Here is a 22,156-nt window from a genome sequence, read left to right as displayed (position 1 = left end):
CCGGCTCCCATGAAGCGTCGTCTTGCCTCCAGCATGGCCGCCTTGCTCTCTGCTGCTTCTGCACTCAGCGCCTGCCAGGGCTCAGAGGATCAGGGTCCAGTCAATCTGAGCAAGGGCGTTCCCGTTGGGGCCGTATTGGCACTCACCGGCAATGCCAACGTCTATGGCCAAGACCAGAAAATCGGCATCGAGCTCTCCCTGGCAGCCCTCAATGGCGCCGGCGGCGTTAACGGCAAACCGCTATCCCTAAGCATCGAAGACGGGGGCAGCGCGGAGCCCAGTGCCAACGCTGCCGTCTCCTTGCAGATCAACCGGGGCATACTTGCCCTGATCGGCCCCACCCTCTCCCAGCAATCATTTTCTGCCGGTCCGATCGCCCAGCGCCGGGGCGTGCCCTTGGTGGCTCCTTCTAATACCGCTACCGGCATTCCGGAGATCGGCTATTTCATTAGCCGGGTATCAGCCCAAAGCTCGGTGATCGCGCCGCTCTCGATTGCCAAGGCCCTGCAACTCAACCCGGGCATCCGCCGGGCAGCGGTTTTTTACGCCCAAGACGACGCATACAGCACAGCAGAGACGGTGATCTTCCAGCAGGCCCTCACAGCCAAGGGACTCAAGCCAGTCACGGTGCAACGCACCCAGCTCAACGACCAGGACTTCCAGAGCCAGATCACCGCCGCCCTAAATCAGAAGCCTGATCTGGTGGTGCTGTCGCTGCAGGCGATGGATGGCGGCAACCTCATACGCCAGCTGCGGGAGCTCGGCTACCGCGGCGCAATCGTGGTGGGCAATGGTATGAACACGCCAAACATCTACCCGATCTGCCAGAAATATTGCGACGGCATTTTGATCGCCCAGGCCTACAGCCCGGAGCTGCAGACGCCAGCCAACCAACGCTTTACCGCAGCCTTCGCTGCCGCCCAGGCCCGCAATCCCAAGGTCAGCCCGATCCCACCCCAGCTCACCGCCCAGGCGTACACAGCCATGCAGGTGATCGGCGAGGCGCTTGCCCGGCTCGATCGCAGGCAACCGCTCAAGGGCCTCCCGCTGGCCCAGGCCCGCAAGGCCCTGATGGCTGAAATCCTCGGCGGCACCTACCAAACCCCCCTTGGTGAAATCCGCTTCACGCCGGAGGGCGAGGTGATTCAGAAAAACTTCTTTGTCGCCCAGGTGCGCATGAATACTGGGGGCAAAAGCGGACGCTTTAGCCTGCTGCCTTAGGGAAGCGGCATGGAAGGCCTGCTGCAACTGCTGTTCAACGGGCTTTCGGTAGGAGCTGTATACGCCCTGTTTGCCCTTGGCTACACCTTGGTGTTTTCAGTGCTGGGGGTGATCAACTTCGCCCACGGGGCGATCTTCACCATGGGGGCCTACTTCACCTATCTGCTGATTGGGGGCTCGGTGGGTGCTAATGGTTTATTAGCCGGCCTGCAGTTCCCCTTTGCCCTGCCCTTCTGGCTGGCTCTGCCACTGGCGGGCATAGCCGCAGCCGCCGTGGCCCTAGTGGTGGAGCGCATCGCCTTCCGCCCCCTGCGCGATCGAGGCTCGGATCCCCTGCTGGCTCTGATCACCAGCCTTGGGGCCGGTGTGATTTTGGTGAACCTGATCCAGCTGCTGGTGGGAGCCGAGAGCTATTCGATTCCTGTGGGCACCCTTGGCTCCCTGCCGGCGGCGCTGAGCATCGCCGGCGCCAAGGTGCGCACCGTGCAGGTGATGCTGCTGGCCATCTCCGGCCTGCTGCTGGCAGCCCTTTCGATCTGGATAAACGGCAGCCGCAGCGGCAAGGCGCTGCAAGCCGTTTCCGAAGACCCGGTCACCGCCCAGCTGCTCGGCATCAACAGCGCTCGCGTGATCCAGATCGCCTTTGGCATCAGCGGCTTCCTGGCCGGCATGGCCGGCGGCCTGGTGGGGTTGAGCATCAGCATCGCCGGGCCTTACTTCGGCATTGGCTACGGGCTTAAGGGGCTGGGAGTACTGGTGCTGGGCGGGCTCGGCAGCGTGCCTGGGGCCGTGCTTGGTGGCTTGATCATCGGCCTGGCCGAGGCCTGCGTGCCCGCCGATCTATCGGGCTACAAAGATGCGGTCTCCTTTGGCTTCCTGTTCCTGGTGCTGTTGATCAGGCCCCAGGGTCTGCTAGGCCGACCCCAGGCCAACAAGGTTTGATCAGCATGGACGCCGGCCTGCTCGAACAAATGCTGCTGGGGGCCCTACTGGGCCTGTCGGTGTACCTGCCCCTGCGCTGCGGCCAGCTCTCCCTCGCCACTCCGGGCTTCTTCGCCATCGGCGGCACGGTGGCAGCCCTGCTCTCTACGCGGGTCCCAGCCCTAGCCGGCAGCGGCAGCACCTACCCGATCACTTCAGTTTTGCTGGAGATGGGGCTAGCAGGCCTGCTCACCGGCGTGCTGGCCCTGGGGCTAGGCCGCGTGGTGCTGCGGCTACGGGGCATCTACCTAGCCATCGCCACGATCGCCCTGGTGGAGATCCTGCGGGTTGTCACCCTCAACCTGGAGTTCACCGGCGGAGCCCTGGGCATCTTCGGCATCCCCCAGCCTTTCGATAGCGCTGCTGGCTACGCCGCCTTCACTCTGGGGCTGCTGGCGCTCATCTGCTGGCTATGCGACCGGCTCGAAAAGACCCGGCCCGGCCTGGCCATGGCCGCCATCCGCGACGACGAACTGGCCGCCGCCAGCCAAGGCATCAACACCGCCGACACCAAGCTGCTTGCTTTCGTGCTCAGTGCCCTGGTGGCCGGCGTGACCGGGGTGGTGGCGGCCCACTTCCTCAACTCCTGGAACGCCAAGCTGGGCAACTTCGACGCCAGCATCACCACCTTGGCGTTCGTGGTGTTCGGAGGATCGCGCACCTGGCTGGGGCCCGTGTTTGGCGGCCTGCTGCTCACCGCCCTACCTGAACTGCTGCGCCCGGTCGGCGACCTGCGCCTAATCGTGTTTGGCGCCGTGATTCTGGTGGGTCCCCTGTTCTTTCCCCAGGGAGTGATCACCCCGGAGCTGTTCAAGTGGTTCAAGCCGCGAATACGAGGGACCCCCACGGCAGCAGCGCAGGGGGTAAAGCCATGAGCCTGCTCCAGCTTGAGGATGTGGGGGTGCGCTTTGGTGGCCTGCGGGCCTTGCAGGCTGTCGATCTTGAGGTGAAGCAGGGCGAGATTTTTGGCCTGCTCGGCCCCAACGGTGCCGGCAAGACCACCCTTTTCAACGTGATTTCTGGCCTCACCGCCCCCAGCAGCGGCACCGTGCGCTGGCGAGGGGCAAGCCTTGCTGGCCTCAGCAGCCACCGCATTGCCCGCCTCGGCATCGCTCGCACCTTCCAGAATCTGCGGCTATTCAGCAGCATGAGCTGCCTTGAAAATGTGCTCGTGGGAATGCATCAGCACGCCCGTCAGCAGCCCCTCGCAGCCCTGCTGCAAACCCAGTCCTTTCGCCGCCGCGAATCCCAGCTGCAGCAACAGGCTCTAGATCTGCTTGCTCTATTCCAGCTGGAAGCCGCCGCCCACCAAGACGCCGCCAGCCTCTCCTATGGAGACCGACGCCGGCTGGAGATGGCCCGGGCCCTGGCCAGCCGTCCCCAGCTCCTGCTGCTCGATGAGCCGGCCGCTGGCATGAACCCCTCAGAGAAGGATGAGCTGCGGGAGCTGATTCGGCGCATCCGGGACCAGTTCAAGCTGACGGTGCTGATCATTGAGCACCATGTGCCCTTGATGTTGGGCCTGTGCGACCGGCTGGCGGTGCTCAACTTCGGCCAACGCATCGCCCTGGGCAGCCCCGACCAGGTGCGGCGCGACCCGGCGGTGATCGAGGCCTATCTCGGAGGCACCCCATGAGCGCTCCCCTGCTCGAACTGCGCCATCTGGTAGTTCGCTACGGCAGCATCACCGCCCTGCATGGCATCGATCTGACGGTGCAGGCCGGCGAGCTGGTGACCCTGCTGGGAGCCAATGGTGCAGGCAAAAGCACCACCCTGCGGGCCATTTCCAAGCTGATTCCAGCCGCCGAAGGCGAGATCCTCTGGCACGGCGGCTCGATCCTCCGCCTCCGCACCGAACGCACCGTGAAACTGGGGATCAGCCACTGTCCCGAAGGCCGGCGGGTGCTCAGCCGCCAGTCGGTGGCCGACAACCTGGCCCTCGGCGCCTGGTTGCGTCGCGACCGGGCCAATATCGCCGCCGACCTGGACCACTGCTACTCCCTGTTCCCGAGGCTGGCGGAACGACGCCAGCAACTGGCCGGATCCCTCTCCGGCGGCGAGCAGCAGATGCTGGCCATTGCCCGCTCCCTGATGGCCCGGCCCACCCTGCTGATGCTGGATGAGCCCAGCCTGGGTCTGGCCCCGAAGCTGGTGGGTGAGGTGATGGCGGCCCTGGCCCAACTGCACCGAGATGGCCTCACGATCCTGCTGGTGGAGCAAAATGCCCAGGCAGCCCTGGCCATCGCCGATCGGGGCTACGTGCTCGAAGCCGGCCAGTTGACCCTGCAGGGGCCGGCAGCCCAACTGCTGGCGGATCCGAGCCTGCGGGCGGCCTATCTGGGCGGCTAGGTGCAGGTGAGTCCCTGGACGGCTCCTCTGAGGGTCAAACTCTGCGGCATCCGCAGCCGGAGCGATCTGGCTGCGGCCCTGAACGCCGGCGCCGATGCGCTGGGCTTCATCGTCGGTGCCCGCCACCGCACCGAAGACGAGCTGACTCCAGCAGCAGCGGCGGCGCTGGTGGCCCTCCTGCCGCCGTTCACGGGCAGCGTGATGGTGACCCATCTGCAGCAGGCAACGCCGATCATCGAGCTGATCCGGGAGGTGGGCGCCACCACCCTGCAGCTGCAGGATGGGATCGCACCCCAGGAGCTGCAGGCCATCCGCAGCGCCCAACCTGGCGTGAAGCTGATCCAGGCGATCCATGTGGGCGATGGCGACCAGTCCATCGCCGCAGCCATCGCAGCCGAGCCGCTGGTGGATGCCCTCCTACTGGATTCCCGCACGGCCGATCGCATCGGCGGCACCGGCTTGCCCCACGACTGGAGCGTCAGCCGCCGCATCGTGGAGCAGATCGGCAAGCCGGTGATCCTGGCGGGCGGCCTGCGGCCGGAGAATCTGCAGGCCGCACTGGAGACGGTGCGCCCCGCGGCAGTGGATGTGAACTCGGGCATCGAAACTGCCAGCGGAGCCAAGGATCCGCAGCGCGCTGAGGCCTTCGTGCAGATCTGCCGCCGCTGGGGCCCGCTGCCGCTGCCGCCCCGTTGATCGCCGCATGGGCTCCTGCCCCCCCATCCCGATTACGGCACCGAGCCAACCGGCGGCTTGAGCTGCAGCTCGCCAATGGCGGCGGCATCGAGACGGCGGGGATCCGCCACTCCCAGGCTTCCCCCCTCGGCCAACACCTCCACGCTGTTGGCCGAACCCATGGCGGCGGCCACCACCACCCGGTGACCCTGCCCTTCCAGCAGGCGCAGGGTGTCAGGGCTCAGTCCCTGTTCCACGCTGATCTGATCGGGCCATAGCTGGGAGTGAATGCGGGGGCTGGCCACGGCTGAGGCCAGGTTCAGGCCATGCACCATGCGGTTGAGCAGCACCTGCAACACGGTGGTGATGATGCGACTGCCGCCAGGGCTGCCGGTAGCCAGCCAGGGCCGGCCATCGGGGCGAAACACCAAGGTGGGCGTCATCGAGCTAAGTGGTCGCTTCCCCGGGGCGATGGCGTTAGCGCTGCCCTGCACCAGCCCGTAGGCATTGGCAACGCCGGGCTTGGCAGTGAAGTCGTCCATCTCGTTGTTGAGCAGGAAACCAGCGCCGGGAACGCTGATGCCACTGCCATAGGCGAAGTTGAGGGTGGTGGTGAGGGCCACCATCCCCCCTTGGCGATCGGCCACTGAAAGATGGGTTGTGTTGGTACCACCTGCCTGGAGGCCCTGGGCCGCTAGCTCGCTGGCGGGGCGATGGCGCTGAAGCTGGATCTGGGCCCGCAACCGCTCCGCATGGGCCGCACTCAGCAAGCGCTCCAACGGCATCTCCACCTGATCGGGGTCGCCTAGCCAGTGGTTGCGATCGCGATAGGCAAGGTTCATCGCCTCCACCATCCGGTGCAGGCTGGCGGCGCTGTTGAGACCCAGCTCAGCCAGGGGCATGGGCTCGAGCACCTGGAGCAGTTGCAGCAAAGTGACGCCACCACCACTGGGGGGCGGCATGGTGAGCACCGGATGGTTGCGGAATCTCACCTGCAGGGGGCGCACCAGCTGAGCCCGGTAGCCCTTGAGGTCGGCATGACGAATCAGGCCGCCCCGTTGGCGCATCAAGGTCACCAATGCGTCAGCGATCGGCCCCTCGTAGAAGCCCGGCTCGCCCTGGGCGGCGATGCGCCGCAGGCTGGAGGCAAGCAGGGGCTGGCGCCACAGCTGGGCAGGCCGCAGGTGGCGCTTGAGAAACAGCTCGCTGGAGGTGGGGTCTGCCTGCAGCAGGGGTGTGGCCTGGCGCAGGGAATCGGCTAGTTCCTTGCCCACAGGAAAACCGCGGCTGGCCAGGCGGATCGCCGGCGCCATCACCGCGGCCCGAGAGAGCCGGCCGTAGCAGCGCTGGCTCAGCAACAGACCGGCTGGGCTGCCAGGAACGGCCACACTCAACAGGCTGCGGGTGGCCCGCTCACGATCCACCTCGCCTTCGGGGCCGAGGAACATCTCAGCGGTGGCTGCTAGGGGCGCCGTCTCGCGAAAGTTCACGGCCACTGCCGTGCCACGGCCAAGGCGCAGCTCCTGGGCGCTGGGGCAGCCGCGAGCCGCAGCCGGTGATGGCCCCGGCAGCCACAGCAGCAAAAAACCACCGCCGCCGAGGTTGCCCGCCTGGGGCAGGGTGACCGCCAGGGCAAAGGCCGTGGCTACCGCCGCATCCACCGCATTGCCGCCGCTGGCCAGGATCTCAGCGCCCGCCAGCGATGCCCAGCGCTCCTGGCTGGCCACCATGCCGGCAGCAGACCACTGGGGGTGGAAGCGCTGGCTGCGCTCCTGCAGCACCTCTGCCTGGGCTGGTGAGGTCAGCAGCGTCGCCAGCGCCAGCCACGACCAATTCGACCAATTAATGGCAACAGGGCTCATGGCCTGCTGGGGGCGCCGAAGCCCCCACCCCCCGGGGTCTCAATGCGCAGGGCAACACCTGGCTGGAGCTCCAGTTCGCAGCAGCCATCGAGCTGCCGGCTCGAGCCATCAACACCGATCCAGGTGTTGCGGCCGCAGGCGCCCGGCAGCCCGCCGGCCAACCCCGCGGGAGCCACCCGCCGCGCACCGGAGATCAGGGCAACGGTCATCGGGGCCAAAAAACGCAACTGCCGCACCGCCCCATCGCCGCCACGAAACCGCCCATCCCCGCCCGATCCGGCCCGGATCCCAAAGCGCTCCAACCGCACCGGAAAGCGCGTTTCCAAAATTTCCGGGTCGGTGATGCGGGAGTTGGTCATGTGGCTCTGCACCGCAGCCGCACCATCAAAGCCGGCACCACCGGGGCGGATGCCAGCACCACTGCCCCCACCGATCGTTTCGTAGTACTGGCATTGGCCATTGCCAAAGCTGAGGTTGTTCATCGTGCCCTGGGCGGCGGCTTGCACCCCCAGCGCCGCAAACAGAGCGTTGGCTGCCGCTTGGGAGATTTCCACATTGCCGGCAACCACCGCCGCTGGCGGATTGGGATGCAGCAGGGAGCCCGGCGGCACGATCAGCTCGATCGGCTCGAAGCAGCCAGCATTGAGGGGGATCTGTTCGCCCACCAGGCAGCGAAACACGTAGAGCACCACAGCCTTGGTTACGGCTAGAGGGGCGTTGAGATTGCCGCTGTGCTGGGGCGAGGTTCCGCTGAAATCAACCTGGACCCGGCGAGCCTCAGCGTCGATGCGAACAGCTACCTGGATGAAGGCGCCGTGGTCGAGCTCCACCCGGGCAGACCCGTCGCTGAGGTGAGCAAGTGCCTGGCCCACCGCCTCGGCACCATGGGCTTGCCCGTGGGCCATGTAGGCCCGCACCTCGTCGAGGCCATGGCGCTCAATCAAGCGCCCCAGCTCCTGAACACCCAGCCGGTTAGCCGCCGCCTGGGCCTGCAGATCGGCAAGCAACTGGTCGGGGTTGCGGACTGGATGACTACCTGCAGCCAGTCGCTGCCGCCACAGCGACTCATCAAAGTTGCCGTTGCTCAAAAAGGGCACGTTGTCGAGTAGCAGGCCCTCATCGTCGATGCTGCGACTGAAGGCCGGCATCGAGCCAGGGGTGATGCCGCCCACATCGGCGTGGTGGCCCCGGCAGGCCACAAAAAACAAAGGGGCCCCAGCCTGGGAGTCGCCCAAACCAGGGACAAAAACCGGCGTAATGGCAGTGATGTCTGGAAGGTGGGTACCGCCGTTGTAGGGATTGTTTGACAACACCACATCGCCAGAAGCCAATGGTTGGCGCTCGCCCCGGGCGATGGCGGCCAGCAGGCTGACCACGCTGTCGCCCATCGAACCGAGGTGCACCGGGATATGGGGGGCATTGGCTACCAGCTGACCCGCCGCATCGAAGAGGGCGCAGGAGAAATCGAGCCGCTCGCGGATGTTCACCGAGCGGGCGCTCTGCTGCAGCCGCCCACCCATCTGCTCGGCGATGGCGGCAAAGCGGTGGTTGTAGAGCTCAAGCAGGGTGGGATCGGGCCCCTGCTCCACAAGCTCAACAGCCTGGCCAACCCCGCTGCTGGCCGCAGCTGTGCAGTCCCGCTCCAACAGCAGGGCTCCATCGGCCAGCACCAGGGCTTGCCAGCCGGGCTCCAGCACGGTGGTGGTAGTCGCATCGACAACCAGGGCTGGACCCTGGAGCCTTTGCTGGGGCAACAGCTGGGAGCGCTGCCACAGCGGCACCGGCTGCCAGCCGGCCGCCTCACCCAGCCACAGGGGAGTGGTTGGGGCAAGCGGGGCTGCAACCTCCACCTGTTCTGGAACCACCGCCAGTCCTCCAGCCACCGCCGGGGGAGCCAGCTCCACAAGCAGGCGCTCCACGATCCAGTCTTCGCCCACCGGGCCATAACCGAAGCGCTGCAGATGGGCGGCGCTAAAAGCTCGCTGCAGGTCTTCAACCCCTTGCTCGTCTGGCAACCACGCCACCTCCAGACCCCGCTCACTGCCGGCGGCCCGCAGCTCCAGCTGCACCCCGATCCGGCCAGTGGCCCCCTCGGCCAAATCCCCCAGCCGGCGCAGGTCGGCGAGCCCCTGCTGCTCCAGCTCGGCGCAGCGCTGACGCAGCAGGGGCAGGCTGTCGGGGCGCAGCGGCAACCGCGGCGAGCACTCCAGCAGCAACCTCTGCTCGGCCATGCCGAGGCCATAGGCAGAAAGCACCCCAGCCAAGGGGTGGAGCAACACCCGCGTCACAGCCAGCACCTCGGCCAGGCGGCAGGCGTGCTGCCCGCCAGCACCGCCATAGCTCACCAATAGGGCCTCGCGCAGGTCGTGGCCGCGTTGGATCGAGATACGGCGCAGGGCTTCCGCCATCGTTTCGATGGCTATCTGCAGGGCGCCTGCCGCCAGCCGCTCCGGACTGACCCCAGGTGCCACCGCGGCCATCTCAAGCGCCAGCTCCGCAAACCCCCGCCGCACCGCTTCCCCATCAGCGGGTTGGTCGCCCTTGGGACCAAACACCGCTGGCAGGGCGGCAAGCGGCAGACGGCCGAGCAGCACATTGGCATCGGTGATGGTGAGCGGCCCGCCGCGGCGGTAAGCCGCCGGACCGGGATCAGCTCCTGCAGAAACAGGCCCAACCTGCAGCCGCCTGCCGTCAAAGCGCAGCACCGAGCCGCCGCCAGCAGCCACGGTGTGAATCGGCAACATCGGAGCTTGCAATTCCAGCCCAGCGATCTCGGTAGCAGGGCTGCGCTCCCAGGCCAGATCACCGCCAGCGCCTGAGAGGCAGCGGTCATCGAAATGGAACACATCGGTGGAGGTGCCACCCATGTCGAAACCAACGATCGGCTGCGGCGGCAGCCCAGCGGCAGCAAGGGCCCTCCTGCCCACTGCCACGGCGCCCACCATGCCTCCGGCCGGCCCCGAGAGGATCGTGTCTTTGGCCAGCAGCAGCTCAGGCGCTGCCAGAGCCCCACTGGATCGCATCACCCGCAGCCGGGTTGCTGGCCCCAAGGCCCGCTGCACCTGGCGCAGGTAGCGGCCAAGCACCGGCGCCACCGCCGCCTCCACCAAGGCGGTCTGGCCGCGGGGCACGAGCCTTGGCTGGCCACTGAGCCGATGGGAGAGCACCACGGCCTCGAAGCCCAGGGGTGCGAGCCACTGCTCCAGCTGCAGCTCCTGGCTGGGATTGCGGGTGCTGTGCAGCAGGGCTACCGCGCAACTGCTGTAGCCGTCGGCCTGGGCTTGCAGCAGCTGCTGCTGCAAATCCTCTCCCCATCGCAGCGCCTCAAGCTCGAATCCCTCCGCATCCAGGCGCCCGTCCACCTCCAAAACCCGCACCCGCAGGGGGTTGGGCCGCTGAATGGCCAGGGCAAAGAGGTCGGGGCGGTGCAGGTCGCCGATGCTGAGCAGGTCGGCAAAGCCGCGGTTGATCAGCAGCAGCACCCCGGCGCCGCGCTGCTCCAGCAAGGCGTTGGTGGCCACGGTGGTGCCGAGCCTCACCTCCCGCACCAATCCCAGCGGGAGGGGGCTGCCGGCCATAACGCCGGGCTCCTGGCTCAACAGCGCAGCTATGGCACGCACGGCCGGGTCCCCCGGGCACTCCGGCTGCACCGACAGCACCTTGCGCACCAGCAGCTCGCCAGCGGGGCTGCAGCCCACCACGTCTGTGAAGGTGCCACCCCGATCAACCCAGAACCGCCAACCAGGGGCGGCACAAGCCGGCTGCACCGGCTCAGCGGTAGTTCTCAAACTGCAAAGGCACTTCCACGTCCTGGGCCTTGAGCAGGTTGATCGCCTGCTGCAGGTCGTCCTTGTTTTTGCCGGTGATCCGCAGGCTTTCGCCCTGGATCGAAACGGTCACCTTCTTGAGCTCGTCGCGCACGGTTTTGCTCAGCTGCTTGGCCAGCTCAGAGCTCAACCCTTTGCGCAGTTTCACCACCTGCTTGACCCGGTTGCCCCCCACGGGCTCGGGGCTCTGGAAGTCAAAAATCTTCAGCGAGAGGTTGCGCTTGGTTGCCTTCTGGCGCAGCACGTCCTCCACGGCCTGGAGGGTCATGTCGCTGGCGGTGGTGATGGTGAGGCTCGCCTCCTCCACCTCGATTTCGGTGTTGGAATCCTTGAGGTCGTAGCGGGTGCCCACGTCGCGGCGCACCTGATCGATTGTGTTAACGAGCTCCTGGCGATCGAAATCGCTCACCACATCAAAGGAATAGGTGCTCATGACGACTCAGTGCGCTCACTGGGTCTGAACACTACCCGCCTACCTCTTAGCCGACATGGACGACAGAACCCTTGCCCGCAATCAATCAACCCCCACCTTTCCCCGCCGTGAGAAGGGAGCCAATGGCCAGTGGGCGATCACAAGCCCACCCAAGTCAGTGCCGCCTGCACCGACCCTGGCCGAACGGATAGCCGAGGCCGAAGCGTATTTGGCCAAACCCCCCATCTATCACGGTGACAAAGCTTTAGCCGCCACCAAGCAGTACCTGCTTCAGCTCCGCGCTGAACTGCAGCAGCAGGAGGTGCAGGCATGACCACCACCTACCAGCCGCTAACCAGCGACCTGCTCGATGCAATCGCCGCTCACCTCAAGCGCCGTGGTATCGCCTTACAAGGTGAGACAGCGGAAATGTTTGTGTCGCTGGTGTCACCAAAGATCCGTGATCTCGTCGCCCTGGTGCAGGAGCTTGACGGTTGACCTACCAGCGCCTTCCTTGGGTTTACATCCCCAAGCCATCGCCTGATCCAGCAAAGGATGCCCTACCACCTGGCGTTCGTATGCGCAGACGGTGGCCTGAATGGCGTCAGATCCCCCTCTACGAAAACCGCTACGCACTCTCATCTGATGGCCGTGTCCGCAAGCTGGAGAGCATTGACCCCAAGCAACCAGACCGCCGTCTAGGTGCCTTTATGACCCAATGGCCAGCGGCAGGTAATCGGTGGACAGTTCGCTTGGTCAGGGGGACGAAAGTCTGCAGCCATTTCGTTGATGAATTGATGGCCGAGGTATTTGGAGATCAGGCCAATGCCATTGATTACCAGCGGCAGCCGTGAGCCCTGCTGCCACGGTTCAGAGCGGCGGTGGCCTTGGCGGCGGCATGTTCTGCCTCCATGCGATCGGCCTGGGCGATGTAGCCGCTACCGATGGCACGGTGCAAGCCAGCAATCAACCCAATCGGCATGGTGAGCAATACACCAGCTACCGGGTGCAGGCTCTGCACTTCAGGCAAAACGACGTTGGTAACAAAACGGTCACAGCCGTCGGCGTAGTCAACTTCGTCAATGCCAATCCCACGGATTTGGCTGCTGCGGTACTTGCGGGAGCGGCTCACAATCAATCCCTTTTAGGCAACAAATCTAGCTAGCGGTGGTAGCAAGGCAACTGAATGCCCCGGCTAGCGTCAACCTATCCCAGATACGAAAAAAGCTCCCCGTGCCCTGCCCGGACTTGGGAGCCTTTCCGTTACCCCAATGACTCTAACCCTCCAACAGGCTCAGCGCCTTCACAGCCTGATCGTTGATCGGAAGTTTGATTGGCTCCGCAAACCACCAGCCAAAGACTGGTTCACAGTCAACAATTACCCGATCAGACCAGAACACCTACTCAGCGGCGAGCCCACTGCCACTCGTCCTGGCCAAGGTCTAACCCGCTGGCTGGTAATCGATATTGATGCTGGCGGTCGTTACCACCCAAAGAACAATCCTGACGCCATCCCGAAGATCCTGCAGCTGCTAGCTGAGCAGGGCCTAGAAGGCGTCCTGATCGTTCAGAGCAGCGATAGCCGGGGCATTCACCTCTGGGTGCCAATTCCGCCCCAGCTGACAAGCATCGTTGCTAAGTGGCTTGAAGATCTGATCCGCCTCGCTGGTTTTCAGGTTCAACCCGGCCACCTTGAGCTGTTTCCCAACGTCACAAAAAAAGGTTCGCTGCCGTATGGCATCCGCCTGCCACTGATCGCCCCAGACAGCTGCGTCCTCGATCAAGACCTCACACCCGTCCATCGAGATGTCGGCGCCTTCTGTGACCAGTGGGAGGCCGCTCTGGCAGTCAATGACTCCTTTGCCCTTGCGCCAGGTCGTGATGCTGACCCTGATGCCCGTGGTTACTGGCATTTGATCCCAGAAGCGCGATACAGGCTTCAGCGTGGTTTCACTGGCCCAAAGCAAACCGATGAGTTAGCAGCTCAAGCGGCGTACCTGGCGGCATGGGAAGGATTGAGCGGTGCTGCCCTTCAGAAACGCATGTGCGCCCTATTGCTAGCGGCGCCAGGGTGCAGGCAGTTCAGCAGTCACTATCGGCACATTGCAGCCGGCACACTCGTTCATTGGTGGCAGCACTACAGCAAACATGGCGGTGAGCGATGCAAGGCCACTGCCGGTCAATCTGAATACGCCCGACCCAAGGCTTACACCCATAACGCTGATTTGGCCTCTGGAAGGGCTCAGCTCATTGAACAGGCTGTCCTGCAGCTAAGTGACGCCGGACTGGCCTTCCCGACCCTTACGGCAGCCCGTGAGGCAGTAGCAGAGCTGGTGAAGCAACAGAGCGGTAAGAAGCCCGGCGTCAACACCTTGAGAAAGCAGGATCAGCTCCTTTTAACCCTCCTGGAGACACCCCTAGCTAGCTGTATCGATACAGCAGTAGCTAAGTAGTCCATGAGGTCTGATAAAGCCTGTCAGGCAGGTCGTTATCACACCCATAGCCAGAATACGTAGTTAATAGCTTGACCTGAACTCTCCTTGCCCATCACTTCCCATCACACCAAACCCAATCGGAAAAATTTCGACTTCGATTTGGCTGTGTGACGGCCTAGCTAACAGTGGTCGATAGGGAGGGATACACCGCAGCTACGCCGGCTAGAAACTCAGGCAGAATGCTCTCCATGGAACGCACGGAATCTTCCTAAATGACTCAAACCGCAATTCGTCGCAAGCTGAGTAAAGAATTGCAGGAAAGAGCGTGGGATATGTATTGCAACTGCGTTGCGCAGAACCAGATAGCGAGGCAGCTCGATGTTGGAGAGGCCACGGTTAGCCGTTGGATCAGAAAGAAGCAGGAGACACACCCGGCGGCATCAATGACCCCAGAGCAGCTGCAAACTGATGCGTTCGTCAGTCTTCAATCCGCTGGCCTGATGCTTCGCACCGAGGCCGCTGGCTACCGGCAACGAGGGGAGCCAATCCCGCCGGGGTTGCTGAACATGGTGTCGCTGCACTCGGATCGGTTTGCCAGGTGGGCAACACGCCTATCTGCCGTGCCTCAGGCCGTGGTGGAAGTGACAAACCAGTTCGACTCGGCGCTTTGGAGCGGATTGCTTGGAGCAAATCACCAGCAGGCGATGGCTGATGCAAGCGCGGTGGAGGTACTGCCTGAAGCTGTCTCACCAGCTGTTGAAATGTGCCAATCTCAAGAATCCAATGTGACAGTTAGTCCAGGATGAGCCTGTCCAAAGCTGAAAAGCATTGCTGTAACTGACTTGCATAACTGCTTGAAATGCAGGTACTCAGATCAGGTATGCAGGGCCTTGTTTTTCAGTGGTAGCAAGGGATCTGGCTTGTCCAGCTAGATAGACTGGTGCAGTTGTCTACCAGTCTTGGCCCAGTCTCAAGATCGCCGCTGCCGGTACATCGCGCACCAGGGGCAGAGCCTGACGGTGGGGGCCTGGGCAGAGCAGCGCAATATCTCCCCGAGGGTGCTGTCAGAGCGGCTGAGCAAGGGTTGGCCTATTGAGCGAGCGCTTACCTATCCCTGCCGCAAGGGCTACCTGCAGGGCCGTGCAGAGCAGCTAGCTAAGGGCAGGGCATGGTGGCGGGCCAATGGTCAGGCATGGCGTGAGCGCCGGCGCTGATGACTGGTAAGCGGCGGGCAAAGCGGGCAGCTGATGGTGAGCTGACGACTGGGCGGTGGGAGGGCTACCTAGCCAACCAGGAGGCGCTGGAGCAGGCCTTAGGTGTTGATGGGGCAGCGATGGCCAGGCAACGAGCAGAGGCGTTGCGGGAGGGCGGCTGGGGTGCTGTGTTCGATCGAATTGACTAGATCGCCAGGGGTGACGGATTCGCCCACCCTGGCGCCAGGTAGCTGACCTCACCCGACCACGGCTGCGGCGGCGTCCCCGGTGATCGCAGCGGGGAGAATGGCCCGCTTCACCTTGTTGCGGTGGCGGCTGAAAGTTTCAGGCCTGACTCCTAGAGCAGCGGCTGCCAGCTTCCCGCTGCCGTATTCGGCAAGGTGAGCTTCCAGTGCTTGCCAGCCTTCGGCGGTGGCCGGGAATAGGGACGCCATGGTGGTGCGGGCCACCTCAGGCTCAGGCTCAGGCTCAGCGAGCACCACGGGCTCGGGCTCCGGCTGCTTCACCTCTGGGGCAGCCACTGGGGTGGGTTCAGGCGCTGGGGATTCCTGCCAGGCAGCGGCCTGTTCTTCCGCCTCCATGGCATCCAGCAGGCTGTGCAGGGCCTGGAGGATGGTGTCCAGCTGGCTTTCATGCTTCAGGCCTACGGGTGTGGACTTGAGGGCTGCCAGGGCGGGGAGCACCTTTTCCCGAGTGTTGTGGACGTAGCGGGAGCGTTTGCCGGTGGTGGTGTAGGTGGCGGCCACCGTTTCAGCGTCTACGTCCACGGCACCATCGGAGCCGGGCAAGGCGGGCCGCTCGGGCCGGTTCATGGCGCGTAGAGCTTCCAATGCCCCGCGCATGGATTGGATGGGGGCTGCGCCTTCGGGTAGATCGGCCATGAAGTCCATGAGCCGTGGCCAGCCGGTGCTGACGGTGATGTAGTTGAGAACCTGGGCTTTCTTTAGGCCGGTGAACTGTTCGGCATCGCGGAAGAACACGCTGGCGATACCGCCGGGGCCTTTTTTGCCTTTGGGGTAGAGATCGCGGATACGGGCTAGTTCATCACCGATGGATTTGCAACGTGGGAGGACCACGCGGCGCATTACTTGGTGAAGGATGCCTTCTAGTTGCTGGTGCTGCTCACGGATGGCCAGGAATCCCTGGAGCACGTCTTCACGGAGGTTGAGAGCGCCTGTGGACGGGGCGAGAGCTTCAGTGCCGTTACCGGCCTCCAGCGGGTCGGCCTTTGCGGGCTTGGGTGTCATAGCTGGACAGAGTGTTAGACGTTGCTAGGCGGGCTGCCGAGCCCAAAGCAGCTTCAGCACAGGGCAGCAAGTCAAAGCATAGCAAGAATAAGGTCCAACGCGTTAGACCTTATTTATTAGTATTTCTGATGGGGCCAGGTGCCGCTACCGCTGGCGAGGGTGAGGTATTTACCCCTGAGAAGCCCTTGCACACGAGGCAACCGGCGGCAGGGATGAGGCAGGTAATTGGGGCGAGGCCTTTAGGAGGCGCTAGGGGAGCTGTTGGAGGGCGGCGCCCAAGGCCCAACTACCGACTCCCCCGCTGCCTCCAGTTCCGCTAGCTCCAGGTTCAGGTCTAGGAGGTTGCTGAGGATGTCTTCGCTGGCTTTCCAGCCGTATGCCTTGAGCACAAGGGCATCGAGGCCCCGGTGGAGCTTGGCGAGCTGACTTGCGGGTTCGTGGATGTAGGCGTTGTAAATGTCGGTGATCCCCCAGTTCTTCGCAAGCATCACTTCATTGCGGTACTCGTTGAGGGTGGACATCGCCTGGCGGATCTTCTGGACCAGTTCGGGGGCGACAACCTGGGGGAAGGGAAAGGTCTCGAAGATCGAGTCATGGGTGTAAGCCGTTCTGTCTTCCAAGGTGCCTTTCTGGGCGTGCATCCAGGTGCGGTGAACGGATGATGTCAACAGGGCCAGGATGTAGTCGTCGTCGCTTGCTACCACCTTGTTCTTGTTTCCACAAAGCCAGTTCGGCTGACATGGGAGAAAGATCGCCCATTTCGAGACTTCAGGGACGGCGAAAAAACGACTCAACGGTTCCAGTGCTTCTCTCATCGCGGCATTGGTCCTCTTAAATCGCCACCACTTTTCACGCATCACCTGCTCACGATTTGACTGCCTCTCGACCCGAACCAGATCCACCACTTGCCGAAACGGTGAGGGGTAGGCCTCGATCTCTTCGAGCGGGCGATCACCAAAGTCGATAATCCAGCGATCGGGCTCCCCTAAGGGCCGCTTTGCGAGATTGCTGCCCATGGAGAACGGCTTAACCACCTCAGCGTTCCTTGGATCAGCAGCCAACCACTCCGCCGCTGTCCCAGGGTCAACATTGAATCCCTTACCCACGGGTATGACGCCTTGGAAGCAGCTGCCCTTGTTTGCCCCCAGTGCCATGGCCTCGCTCACATCCACGCTGGAGCGCAAGCTGGAGTTGATGCTGTGAACGGCTTCACCATCAAGCCGGAAGCCGCCCGCAGCCTCTTGGCTCCAGTTGACGATGCTGACGTGGACATTGGCCTCCCCAGACCACGGCTGGGTTGAGATCGCCGAATGGATGTGCCCGCCGTTGTCTCGGATGTAGTCGAGGGAAGCCCGGCGGCTCTTGCCGTGGCGGATCGAGTTGGTGGCCACCAGTCCTGCCCTGCCGTCAGGCTTGAGGTTCTCCTGGGCCAGACGGAACCAGTAGGTGCAGAAGTCCACGCTGTCTCGCACCTCGGGGAACCGTTGAAAGACCCGCTCGACGTACTCATCGCCCAGGTTGTGCCGCATGTGCTTACCTCCCAGAAACGGTGGGTTGCCCACGTAGGCATCCGCCTCCGGCCATGGCGTAAACAACGCATCCGCCACCCTGATGTTGTTGTCGAGGTTGTCGAGAGGCAGATCCCGTTCGGTGAGCCCCAGGCGATCGTTAGCCACCTTGCGGGCGATCATCAGCGTCACCCTTGCCAGCTCAACCGCGAAGGGGCTGGTGTCCATGCCGAAGAACTGCAACGGCGTCACCAGGCCCAGAACCCCCTGGTCCTTCTTGGCTTCGGAGGTGCGTCGCTCGTCGATACGCCGAAGGATCGACACCTCCAGATCCTTGACAGCGTTGTAGCCCATGTAGAGAAAGTTCCCAGAGCCGCAGGCCGGATCGCAGACGCGGTACTGAGTCAACGCTTGCCGAAGGCTCTCTAGCTCAGAGATGCTGCTGGCCTGTGCAATTCGCTCCTCCCAGGGCTCCACGATCGTGGGCCGGATGATTTGCAGCATGTCCACCTCACTGGTGAAGTGCTGGCCGTGGGCGTGGCGTGTGGCGTCATCGCTGCTGGCTTCAAAGATGTTCCCGAAGATGCTGGGCCGCACCCGCTGCCAGTTCTCCTCGGCGCTGGCGGTCAGCAGATCCAACTCTTCTGAGAGCAGCTCCAGCCTGGGGATGTGGGCGAAGAGCCCGCCGTTGAAGTAGGGCGTCCCCTTGAACTGCCCGCCGGGCGTGATGCCGGGGGTGTTCATCTCGCCGAACAGGTTGCCGAGCACGTCGTAGCTGCTTTGGCCCCCCTTGCAGACGTTTATGGCGACCGTGAACTGCAGGTTCGGCAGCAGGCCCCGATCCTCAGCGAACAGGCTCAGGACGCACTGGAGTACGAACCGCTGGGCCTCCAATGCCGTGAACGCGCCGCTTGCCTCGCCCCGTTTCCGCAACCGCCTGAACAGTTCCCCCATGCTGCGGGCCTGGGCCTCCGTCACCTCGATCTGGTTGAGGCCGAAGTGCACCGGCTGATCGGTCTTGCTGAGAAAGGCGAGGGACGAGGACTGGGCCGCCAGATCTGCGACCCGCAGCTTCACAAGGGGTTCATCTACGAGCTGGTTGAAGTCGTAGACCCACAGCTCATCGAAATTGCAGAGCACCGAGTAGAGCGGTTTGGGTGCGAGGTATATCCAGTACCTCTGCAGTTGTGGGAAGTGGGGCTCCAGAGCTTTGCCCCGGCTCTTCATCTCGATCAGCACCGTGGCTCGTGTTCCCTCGATCAGGGCATCCGCGCTACCCATCCCGCCATTGAGGCTGCCCTTAGGAATCTTGCGCTCAAAGGTGGTGCCCGCCTCCACTGAATCGGCCCAGCCCCAGGCCTGGAGCAGCCGGTTCACGTAGGTCTGGGCCTCGCTGTCCTCATCGCCTCGGATCGTGGCCACCCAATCGGCGAAAGTCTGTAAGGCCTGGGATGTGCTCAACGGGGGGAGCCTCGTGACCGCTGATTGTGACAGGGACTACTCAAACCAGACAGCACCGTGCGCCTTTCAAGCCAGCCAGTCACAACCCCAGGAAGTGGGAGGCGAAGCACCGGACTGAGGCCGAAGCTGCCGCTGATCGGGAGCGCGATGAACAGGGCAGGTTCATCCAGGCCCCAGTGACACTGGAGGCTGGCAGGGATGACGAATCCGCCCGAGGCATCCGCCGCCGGCTGCAGATTTGGCGCCCTCGTCAGACTGGGAGCAGACGACATAGGCCCCAGTGAAAACCCTTCCGAGCAGCAGAAAACCAGGCGGTGAAGATGAATCCTTGATTGCCAGCAGAGCAGCAATTCAGGCCGCCGATTCAGCGGTGGCACGATTCAGCCCCAGCGCATTTCAGAGCCCTGCAGCTGCCACCAACCGGACCGGCAGGGACCAGGGCGAAACCTGGCGCGGCACTCAACCACTGGGCGGTAAAAGCTCAAGCGTGGGCAGCCTGGGCCTGTGAGCCATCGCGCTGGGATAACGGCCCCACAGGGCTACCAGTCGGCCAGTCAGTTGAGCCTGGCCGGCGGCAGCCAATACCTGAACAGCCTCGATCGTGAGCAGCGAGAGGTGGTCGAGGTTGTGGGCCCTGGCAGGTTCAAGGTCAGCACCGACGACGGCGCTGAAGAGGTTGCTGGTGATCATTTCGTGCTGGTGAATGGCTGCCTGCTGATCCGCTCACCACAGGGCAATGATCTGCGCTGCTGGGCGGCCGGGTGCTGGCAGGGCATTGAGCTGATCGGCTGATGAGCAAGCCCAAGATCGATCCAAGGGCCGTCCCTCAGCCGCTGCGGTGGCAGATGGAGGTATTAGCCCAGCCAACTAGCAGCTGGGTGGCGTTATGCGGCGGCCGCTACTCAGGTAAGAGCCATCTGAGCATCCTGTTATTGGTGCAGGCCCTGGGCCCGGTTGAGCTTGGCGGCCACGGTGAGAGCTTCAGGGGCTTGATCCTCCGCTCTGATTTGGAGGGCTTGAACAAGCTCACCGAAATGGCCAGCGCCTTCATTCAGGTGCTGTTTCGTGGCAAAGCCCGATACGTCAAGTCGGAGCGCCGCTTTTACCTGCCAAATGGCGCCACGCTCAAGTTTTCGCAGTTGGGCGATGAAGCAAGCGCAACCCGTTGGCAGGGTCAGGACTACAGCTGGTGCCTGCTGGACGACGCCGGCCTGATTCACCCTGATTTGGTGCGGCGGGTGATCACCAGCCTGCGCACCAGCAACGCTGCCATCACGCCGCGATTGGTGGCGACGGCTAACCCAGGCAACCGTCATTCAGCTACCTGGGCCAGGTTGCTATCTGAAGCGCCTAAGGGTGACATCAAGCCATTCCAGAGCAGGGAGTTTGGCGGTAAAACCTGGGTCGTCAGCAAAAGCAATATCTATGACAATCACGCTCTCACGAAAGAGCAGCGTGATGATTACATCGAGATCCTCAAGGCCAGGGCAAATGGTCGCAAGGCGGTCGAGCAGGCTGAGATATACGGCAACTGGGATTTTCCCAGCGGCGGCTTCTTTGCCAGCTTGGATGCTTCCAGGGTGCAAGTGCCTGATGGGCATTTTTCAAGCCCTAGAAGGTACGAATGGGCTGGTGAGCTGCTGCCGCTGGTGAATCCCCAGAACTGCTGGTTGACATGCGACTGGGGCGGCGGGATGAGCCCCAGCTGGGTTGGCCTAGCCGTGCAGCTGCCTGACCCGATCGTGCTGGCTGATGGCCGGCTGCTGGGTCGTGACAGCCTGGTGATCGTTGACGAGTTCCACACCGCCACGACAGGCCTTTCCGGTGATCTGGATGTGGAGCACAGCAACGGGCAGCACGACACCAGCACCTTCACCGCTGGCGTATTTCAGATGTGCAAGCGCTGGGGAATACATGCCGCTGACATCCACCTAAGCAAGCGAATCATTGATGCAGCCGTAGGCGCCAGAACTGGCTCTAGATGCGGCAGCATCGCCAATGAGCTAGCGGCAGAGGGATTGCCATGGACGCCTGGCCCAAAGGGCGAGAGAAGCGTCGGCTGGAGCCTGATGGGCAAGTTGTTCTCTCAGTGCTGTTTTCCAGCGCCTGGCCTATTCGTAAGCGAGCGGTGTGAATACTTCTGGGCAACAGTGCCAGTGCTTCCGATTCACCGCAACCGGCTAGATGATCTGGAAGGCCCTGATCACGCTGCTGATGCAGTGCGCTACCTGGCGATGAGCGCTCTGGGGCATGTTGGCGGCACGATGGTTGGCGGCCCGATGACTTACTGATCGGGACAAAATACAGCCGTGGCTAGCGTGGTAGTACCACTGAATCACAGCCATGGCCATTCAAAAACCGGCGGCGCCGGTTCTGCACGATCGCTCTCAAGTTTGGGAGCAAGCTGCTGCATTCCTGCGCAGTAAGGGTCTACAAGCCCCTACAACCAAGACGAAGTTCGATGCCTGGCTACAGACCAATGCTGGCGCCAAATCGACACTGCTGGTTGATTTTCCAGCTGCTGCCGTTGAGCTTGGTGAAGAGATCGATTGCCCTGCATTTATTGCTGACCTGAAAGCCAATCCGCCTGAGCTGCCGTCTATTGGCCTGGGGCGGAAGGTGCTGGATGAAAACCTCAGCGAGGCTCAGCTGAAGGCGCTGCTAGTTGATCGCCCTGCCGTGCTCAAGACGCTGCTGGAATCGATCGAGCAATGGCGTGATTCAATCAGCGGCCCTGAGGCCATCAAGGCCGTGCAGGAGCGCATGGCAGCCGTCGCCCAGGCCAATGCCGCTGAGCAGGCTGCTGCCCGTACTGCAGGGGCACCAGTGGTCCGTGCCGTGGCCGAGGCCAAAGCTGCTGAACGCCGTCAACTGATCAAGAAGGTCGAGGCCCTGCAGGCCACCGGCAAATGGCATCCCCCAGCGTGATGGCAGCACCCATCGTTCGCCGGCCGCCAAAAACTG

Annotated in this window: 22 protein-coding genes; 16 read left to right on the top strand and 6 right to left on the bottom strand. The window is 63.4% G+C overall.

Translation table 11 applies throughout. The annotated features are described in order from the left end of the window. Positions 1 to 9 precede the first annotated feature (9 nt). From KBY83_RS05965 to KBY83_RS05940, 6 genes are read left to right on the top strand one after another with little or no spacing between them, the layout of a single operon-like run. Entirely contained in the window at positions 10 to 1,221 is a 1,212-nt protein-coding gene (locus KBY83_RS05965; protein ID WP_255018719.1) for an ABC transporter substrate-binding protein, read from the top strand. 9 nt (positions 1,222 to 1,230) lie between these two features. Then, a complete protein-coding gene (locus KBY83_RS05960; protein WP_255018718.1) occupies positions 1,231 to 2,163 on the top strand; it encodes a branched-chain amino acid ABC transporter permease in 933 nt (310 codons plus the stop codon). 5 nt (positions 2,164 to 2,168) lie between these two features. Next, positions 2,169 to 3,077, top strand: a complete 909-nt coding sequence (locus KBY83_RS05955) for a branched-chain amino acid ABC transporter permease (RefSeq protein ID WP_255018717.1) — start codon at positions 2,169 to 2,171, stop codon at positions 3,075 to 3,077. Continuing rightward, complete coding sequence (locus KBY83_RS05950) at positions 3,074 to 3,838, top strand: ABC transporter ATP-binding protein (RefSeq protein WP_255018716.1); 765 nt, start codon at positions 3,074 to 3,076, stop codon at positions 3,836 to 3,838. Before KBY83_RS05955 ends, KBY83_RS05950 begins: the two co-directional genes overlap by 4 nt. Further along, the gene (locus KBY83_RS05945; protein ID WP_255018715.1) at positions 3,835 to 4,551 is read left to right on the top strand and encodes an ABC transporter ATP-binding protein; all 717 of its coding nucleotides are present in this window, start codon (positions 3,835 to 3,837) and stop codon (positions 4,549 to 4,551) included. Before KBY83_RS05950 ends, KBY83_RS05945 begins: the two co-directional genes overlap by 4 nt. After that, complete coding sequence (locus tag KBY83_RS05940; RefSeq protein WP_255018714.1) at positions 4,552 to 5,247, top strand: phosphoribosylanthranilate isomerase; 696 nt, start codon at positions 4,552 to 4,554, stop codon at positions 5,245 to 5,247. It begins immediately after the preceding gene. Between the two features lie 32 nt (positions 5,248 to 5,279). Here KBY83_RS05940 and ggt read toward each other — a convergent pair whose 3' ends face one another. The 3 genes from ggt to KBY83_RS05925 are packed head-to-tail and all read right to left on the bottom strand — an operon-like array spanning position 5,280 to position 11,348. After that, on the bottom strand, positions 5,280 to 7,088 hold the full coding sequence (gene ggt, locus KBY83_RS05935) for a gamma-glutamyltransferase (RefSeq protein WP_255018713.1): 1,809 nt from the start codon (positions 7,086 to 7,088) through the stop codon (positions 5,280 to 5,282). Further along, positions 7,085 to 10,876, bottom strand: a complete 3,792-nt coding sequence (locus tag KBY83_RS05930) for a hydantoinase B/oxoprolinase family protein (protein WP_255018712.1) — start codon at positions 10,874 to 10,876, stop codon at positions 7,085 to 7,087. Before KBY83_RS05930 ends, ggt begins: the two co-directional genes overlap by 4 nt. After that, positions 10,860 to 11,348, bottom strand: coding sequence for a YajQ family cyclic di-GMP-binding protein (locus KBY83_RS05925; protein ID WP_255018711.1), 489 nt, complete (start codon positions 11,346 to 11,348; stop codon positions 10,860 to 10,862). The genes KBY83_RS05930 and KBY83_RS05925 overlap by 17 nt, the downstream gene beginning before the upstream one ends. Before the next feature lie 55 nt (positions 11,349 to 11,403). Here KBY83_RS05925 and KBY83_RS05920 point away from each other — a divergent pair, with 55 nt between their 5' ends. From KBY83_RS05920 to KBY83_RS15470, 3 genes are all read left to right on the top strand, one after another. After that, entirely contained in the window at positions 11,404 to 11,661 is a 258-nt protein-coding gene (locus tag KBY83_RS05920) for a hypothetical protein (RefSeq protein WP_255018710.1), read from the top strand. Continuing rightward, on the top strand, positions 11,658 to 11,825 hold the full coding sequence (locus KBY83_RS05915) for a hypothetical protein (protein WP_255018709.1): 168 nt from the start codon (positions 11,658 to 11,660) through the stop codon (positions 11,823 to 11,825). The genes KBY83_RS05920 and KBY83_RS05915 overlap by 4 nt, the downstream gene beginning before the upstream one ends. Before the next feature lie 80 nt (positions 11,826 to 11,905). Further along, positions 11,906 to 12,181 (top strand): NUMOD4 domain-containing protein, encoded by a 276-nt coding sequence (locus KBY83_RS15470; protein ID WP_396093507.1) that lies wholly within the window; start codon positions 11,906 to 11,908, stop codon positions 12,179 to 12,181. Here the strand turns inward: KBY83_RS15470 and KBY83_RS05910 are convergent. Beyond that, positions 12,163 to 12,459, bottom strand: coding sequence for a hypothetical protein (locus tag KBY83_RS05910; protein WP_255018708.1), 297 nt, complete (start codon positions 12,457 to 12,459; stop codon positions 12,163 to 12,165). The genes KBY83_RS15470 and KBY83_RS05910 overlap by 19 nt on opposite strands. Positions 12,460 to 12,598: 139 nt before the next feature. Between KBY83_RS05910 and KBY83_RS05905 the strand changes: the two genes are divergently transcribed. The 4 genes from KBY83_RS05905 (at position 12,599) to KBY83_RS05890 (ending at position 15,164) form a co-directional block, all read left to right on the top strand. After that, on the top strand, positions 12,599 to 13,780 hold the full coding sequence (locus KBY83_RS05905) for a hypothetical protein (RefSeq protein ID WP_255018707.1): 1,182 nt from the start codon (positions 12,599 to 12,601) through the stop codon (positions 13,778 to 13,780). A 254-nt stretch (positions 13,781 to 14,034) separates the two neighbouring features. Next, a complete protein-coding gene (locus tag KBY83_RS05900) occupies positions 14,035 to 14,568 on the top strand; it encodes a hypothetical protein (protein ID WP_255018706.1) in 534 nt (177 codons plus the stop codon). Between the two features lie 153 nt (positions 14,569 to 14,721). Then, the gene (locus tag KBY83_RS05895; RefSeq protein WP_255018705.1) at positions 14,722 to 14,976 is read left to right on the top strand and encodes a hypothetical protein; all 255 of its coding nucleotides are present in this window, start codon (positions 14,722 to 14,724) and stop codon (positions 14,974 to 14,976) included. Next, on the top strand, positions 14,976 to 15,164 hold the full coding sequence (locus KBY83_RS05890) for a hypothetical protein (RefSeq protein WP_255018704.1): 189 nt from the start codon (positions 14,976 to 14,978) through the stop codon (positions 15,162 to 15,164). The genes KBY83_RS05895 and KBY83_RS05890 overlap by 1 nt, the downstream gene beginning before the upstream one ends. Positions 15,165 to 15,212: 48 nt before the next feature. Here KBY83_RS05890 and KBY83_RS05885 read toward each other — a convergent pair whose 3' ends face one another. Both KBY83_RS05885 and KBY83_RS05880 read right to left on the bottom strand, forming a co-directional pair. Next, entirely contained in the window at positions 15,213 to 16,223 is a 1,011-nt protein-coding gene (locus KBY83_RS05885) for a hypothetical protein (protein ID WP_255018703.1), read from the bottom strand. A gap of 239 nt (positions 16,224 to 16,462) precedes the next feature. Further along, positions 16,463 to 19,192: a DNA methyltransferase gene (locus KBY83_RS05880; RefSeq protein ID WP_255018702.1), complete on the bottom strand. Its 2,730-nt coding sequence runs from the start codon at positions 19,190 to 19,192 to the stop codon at positions 16,463 to 16,465. 504 nt (positions 19,193 to 19,696) lie between these two features. Here KBY83_RS05880 and KBY83_RS05875 point away from each other — a divergent pair. Genes KBY83_RS05875 through KBY83_RS05865 form a run of 3 tightly spaced genes read left to right on the top strand, consistent with a single transcriptional unit; the run spans position 19,697 to position 22,120 of the window. Next, complete coding sequence (locus tag KBY83_RS05875) at positions 19,697 to 19,984, top strand: hypothetical protein (RefSeq protein WP_255018701.1); 288 nt, start codon at positions 19,697 to 19,699, stop codon at positions 19,982 to 19,984. Further along, the gene (locus tag KBY83_RS05870; RefSeq protein ID WP_255018700.1) at positions 19,984 to 21,483 is read left to right on the top strand and encodes a terminase large subunit domain-containing protein; all 1,500 of its coding nucleotides are present in this window, start codon (positions 19,984 to 19,986) and stop codon (positions 21,481 to 21,483) included. The genes KBY83_RS05875 and KBY83_RS05870 overlap by 1 nt, the downstream gene beginning before the upstream one ends. Positions 21,484 to 21,535: 52 nt before the next feature. Continuing rightward, on the top strand, positions 21,536 to 22,120 hold the full coding sequence (locus KBY83_RS05865; RefSeq protein ID WP_255018699.1) for a hypothetical protein: 585 nt from the start codon (positions 21,536 to 21,538) through the stop codon (positions 22,118 to 22,120). Positions 22,121 to 22,156 lie beyond the last annotated feature (36 nt).

Source organism: Cyanobium sp. WKJ7-Wakatipu (genome assembly GCF_024345355.1).
GTDB lineage: Bacteria > Cyanobacteriota > Cyanobacteriia > PCC-6307 > Cyanobiaceae > Cyanobium_A > Cyanobium_A usitatum.
The sequence above is the reverse complement of the archived record's forward strand: the minus strand, read 5'-3'. Positions and strand labels throughout refer to the sequence as shown.

What these genes read in the sequence shown, in the direction of transcription:
- KBY83_RS05965 (WP_255018719.1), top strand. Translation starts at nt 10, where the DNA reads ATGAAGCGTCGTCTTGCCTCCAGCATGGCCGCCTTGCTCTCTGCTGCT.
- KBY83_RS05960 (WP_255018718.1), top strand. Translation starts at nt 1,231, where the DNA reads ATGGAAGGCCTGCTGCAACTGCTGTTCAACGGGCTTTCGGTAGGAGCT.
- KBY83_RS05955 (WP_255018717.1), top strand. Translation starts at nt 2,169, where the DNA reads ATGGACGCCGGCCTGCTCGAACAAATGCTGCTGGGGGCCCTACTGGGC.
- KBY83_RS05950 (WP_255018716.1), top strand. Translation starts at nt 3,074, where the DNA reads ATGAGCCTGCTCCAGCTTGAGGATGTGGGGGTGCGCTTTGGTGGCCTG.
- KBY83_RS05945 (WP_255018715.1), top strand. Translation starts at nt 3,835, where the DNA reads ATGAGCGCTCCCCTGCTCGAACTGCGCCATCTGGTAGTTCGCTACGGC.
- ggt (WP_255018713.1), bottom strand. Translation starts at nt 7,088, where the DNA reads ATGAGCCCTGTTGCCATTAATTGGTCGAATTGGTCGTGGCTGGCGCTG.
- KBY83_RS05925 (WP_255018711.1), bottom strand. Translation starts at nt 11,348, where the DNA reads ATGAGCACCTATTCCTTTGATGTGGTGAGCGATTTCGATCGCCAGGAG.
- KBY83_RS05920 (WP_255018710.1), top strand. Translation starts at nt 11,404, where the DNA reads ATGGACGACAGAACCCTTGCCCGCAATCAATCAACCCCCACCTTTCCC.
- KBY83_RS05915 (WP_255018709.1), top strand. Translation starts at nt 11,658, where the DNA reads ATGACCACCACCTACCAGCCGCTAACCAGCGACCTGCTCGATGCAATC.
- KBY83_RS15470 (WP_396093507.1), top strand. Translation starts at nt 11,906, where the DNA reads ATGCGCAGACGGTGGCCTGAATGGCGTCAGATCCCCCTCTACGAAAAC.
- KBY83_RS05905 (WP_255018707.1), top strand. Translation starts at nt 12,599, where the DNA reads ATGACTCTAACCCTCCAACAGGCTCAGCGCCTTCACAGCCTGATCGTT.
- KBY83_RS05900 (WP_255018706.1), top strand. Translation starts at nt 14,035, where the DNA reads ATGACTCAAACCGCAATTCGTCGCAAGCTGAGTAAAGAATTGCAGGAA.
- KBY83_RS05890 (WP_255018704.1), top strand. Translation starts at nt 14,976, where the DNA reads ATGACTGGTAAGCGGCGGGCAAAGCGGGCAGCTGATGGTGAGCTGACG.
- KBY83_RS05885 (WP_255018703.1), bottom strand. Translation starts at nt 16,223, where the DNA reads ATGACACCCAAGCCCGCAAAGGCCGACCCGCTGGAGGCCGGTAACGGC.
- KBY83_RS05870 (WP_255018700.1), top strand. Translation starts at nt 19,984, where the DNA reads ATGAGCAAGCCCAAGATCGATCCAAGGGCCGTCCCTCAGCCGCTGCGG.
- KBY83_RS05865 (WP_255018699.1), top strand. Translation starts at nt 21,536, where the DNA reads ATGGCCATTCAAAAACCGGCGGCGCCGGTTCTGCACGATCGCTCTCAA.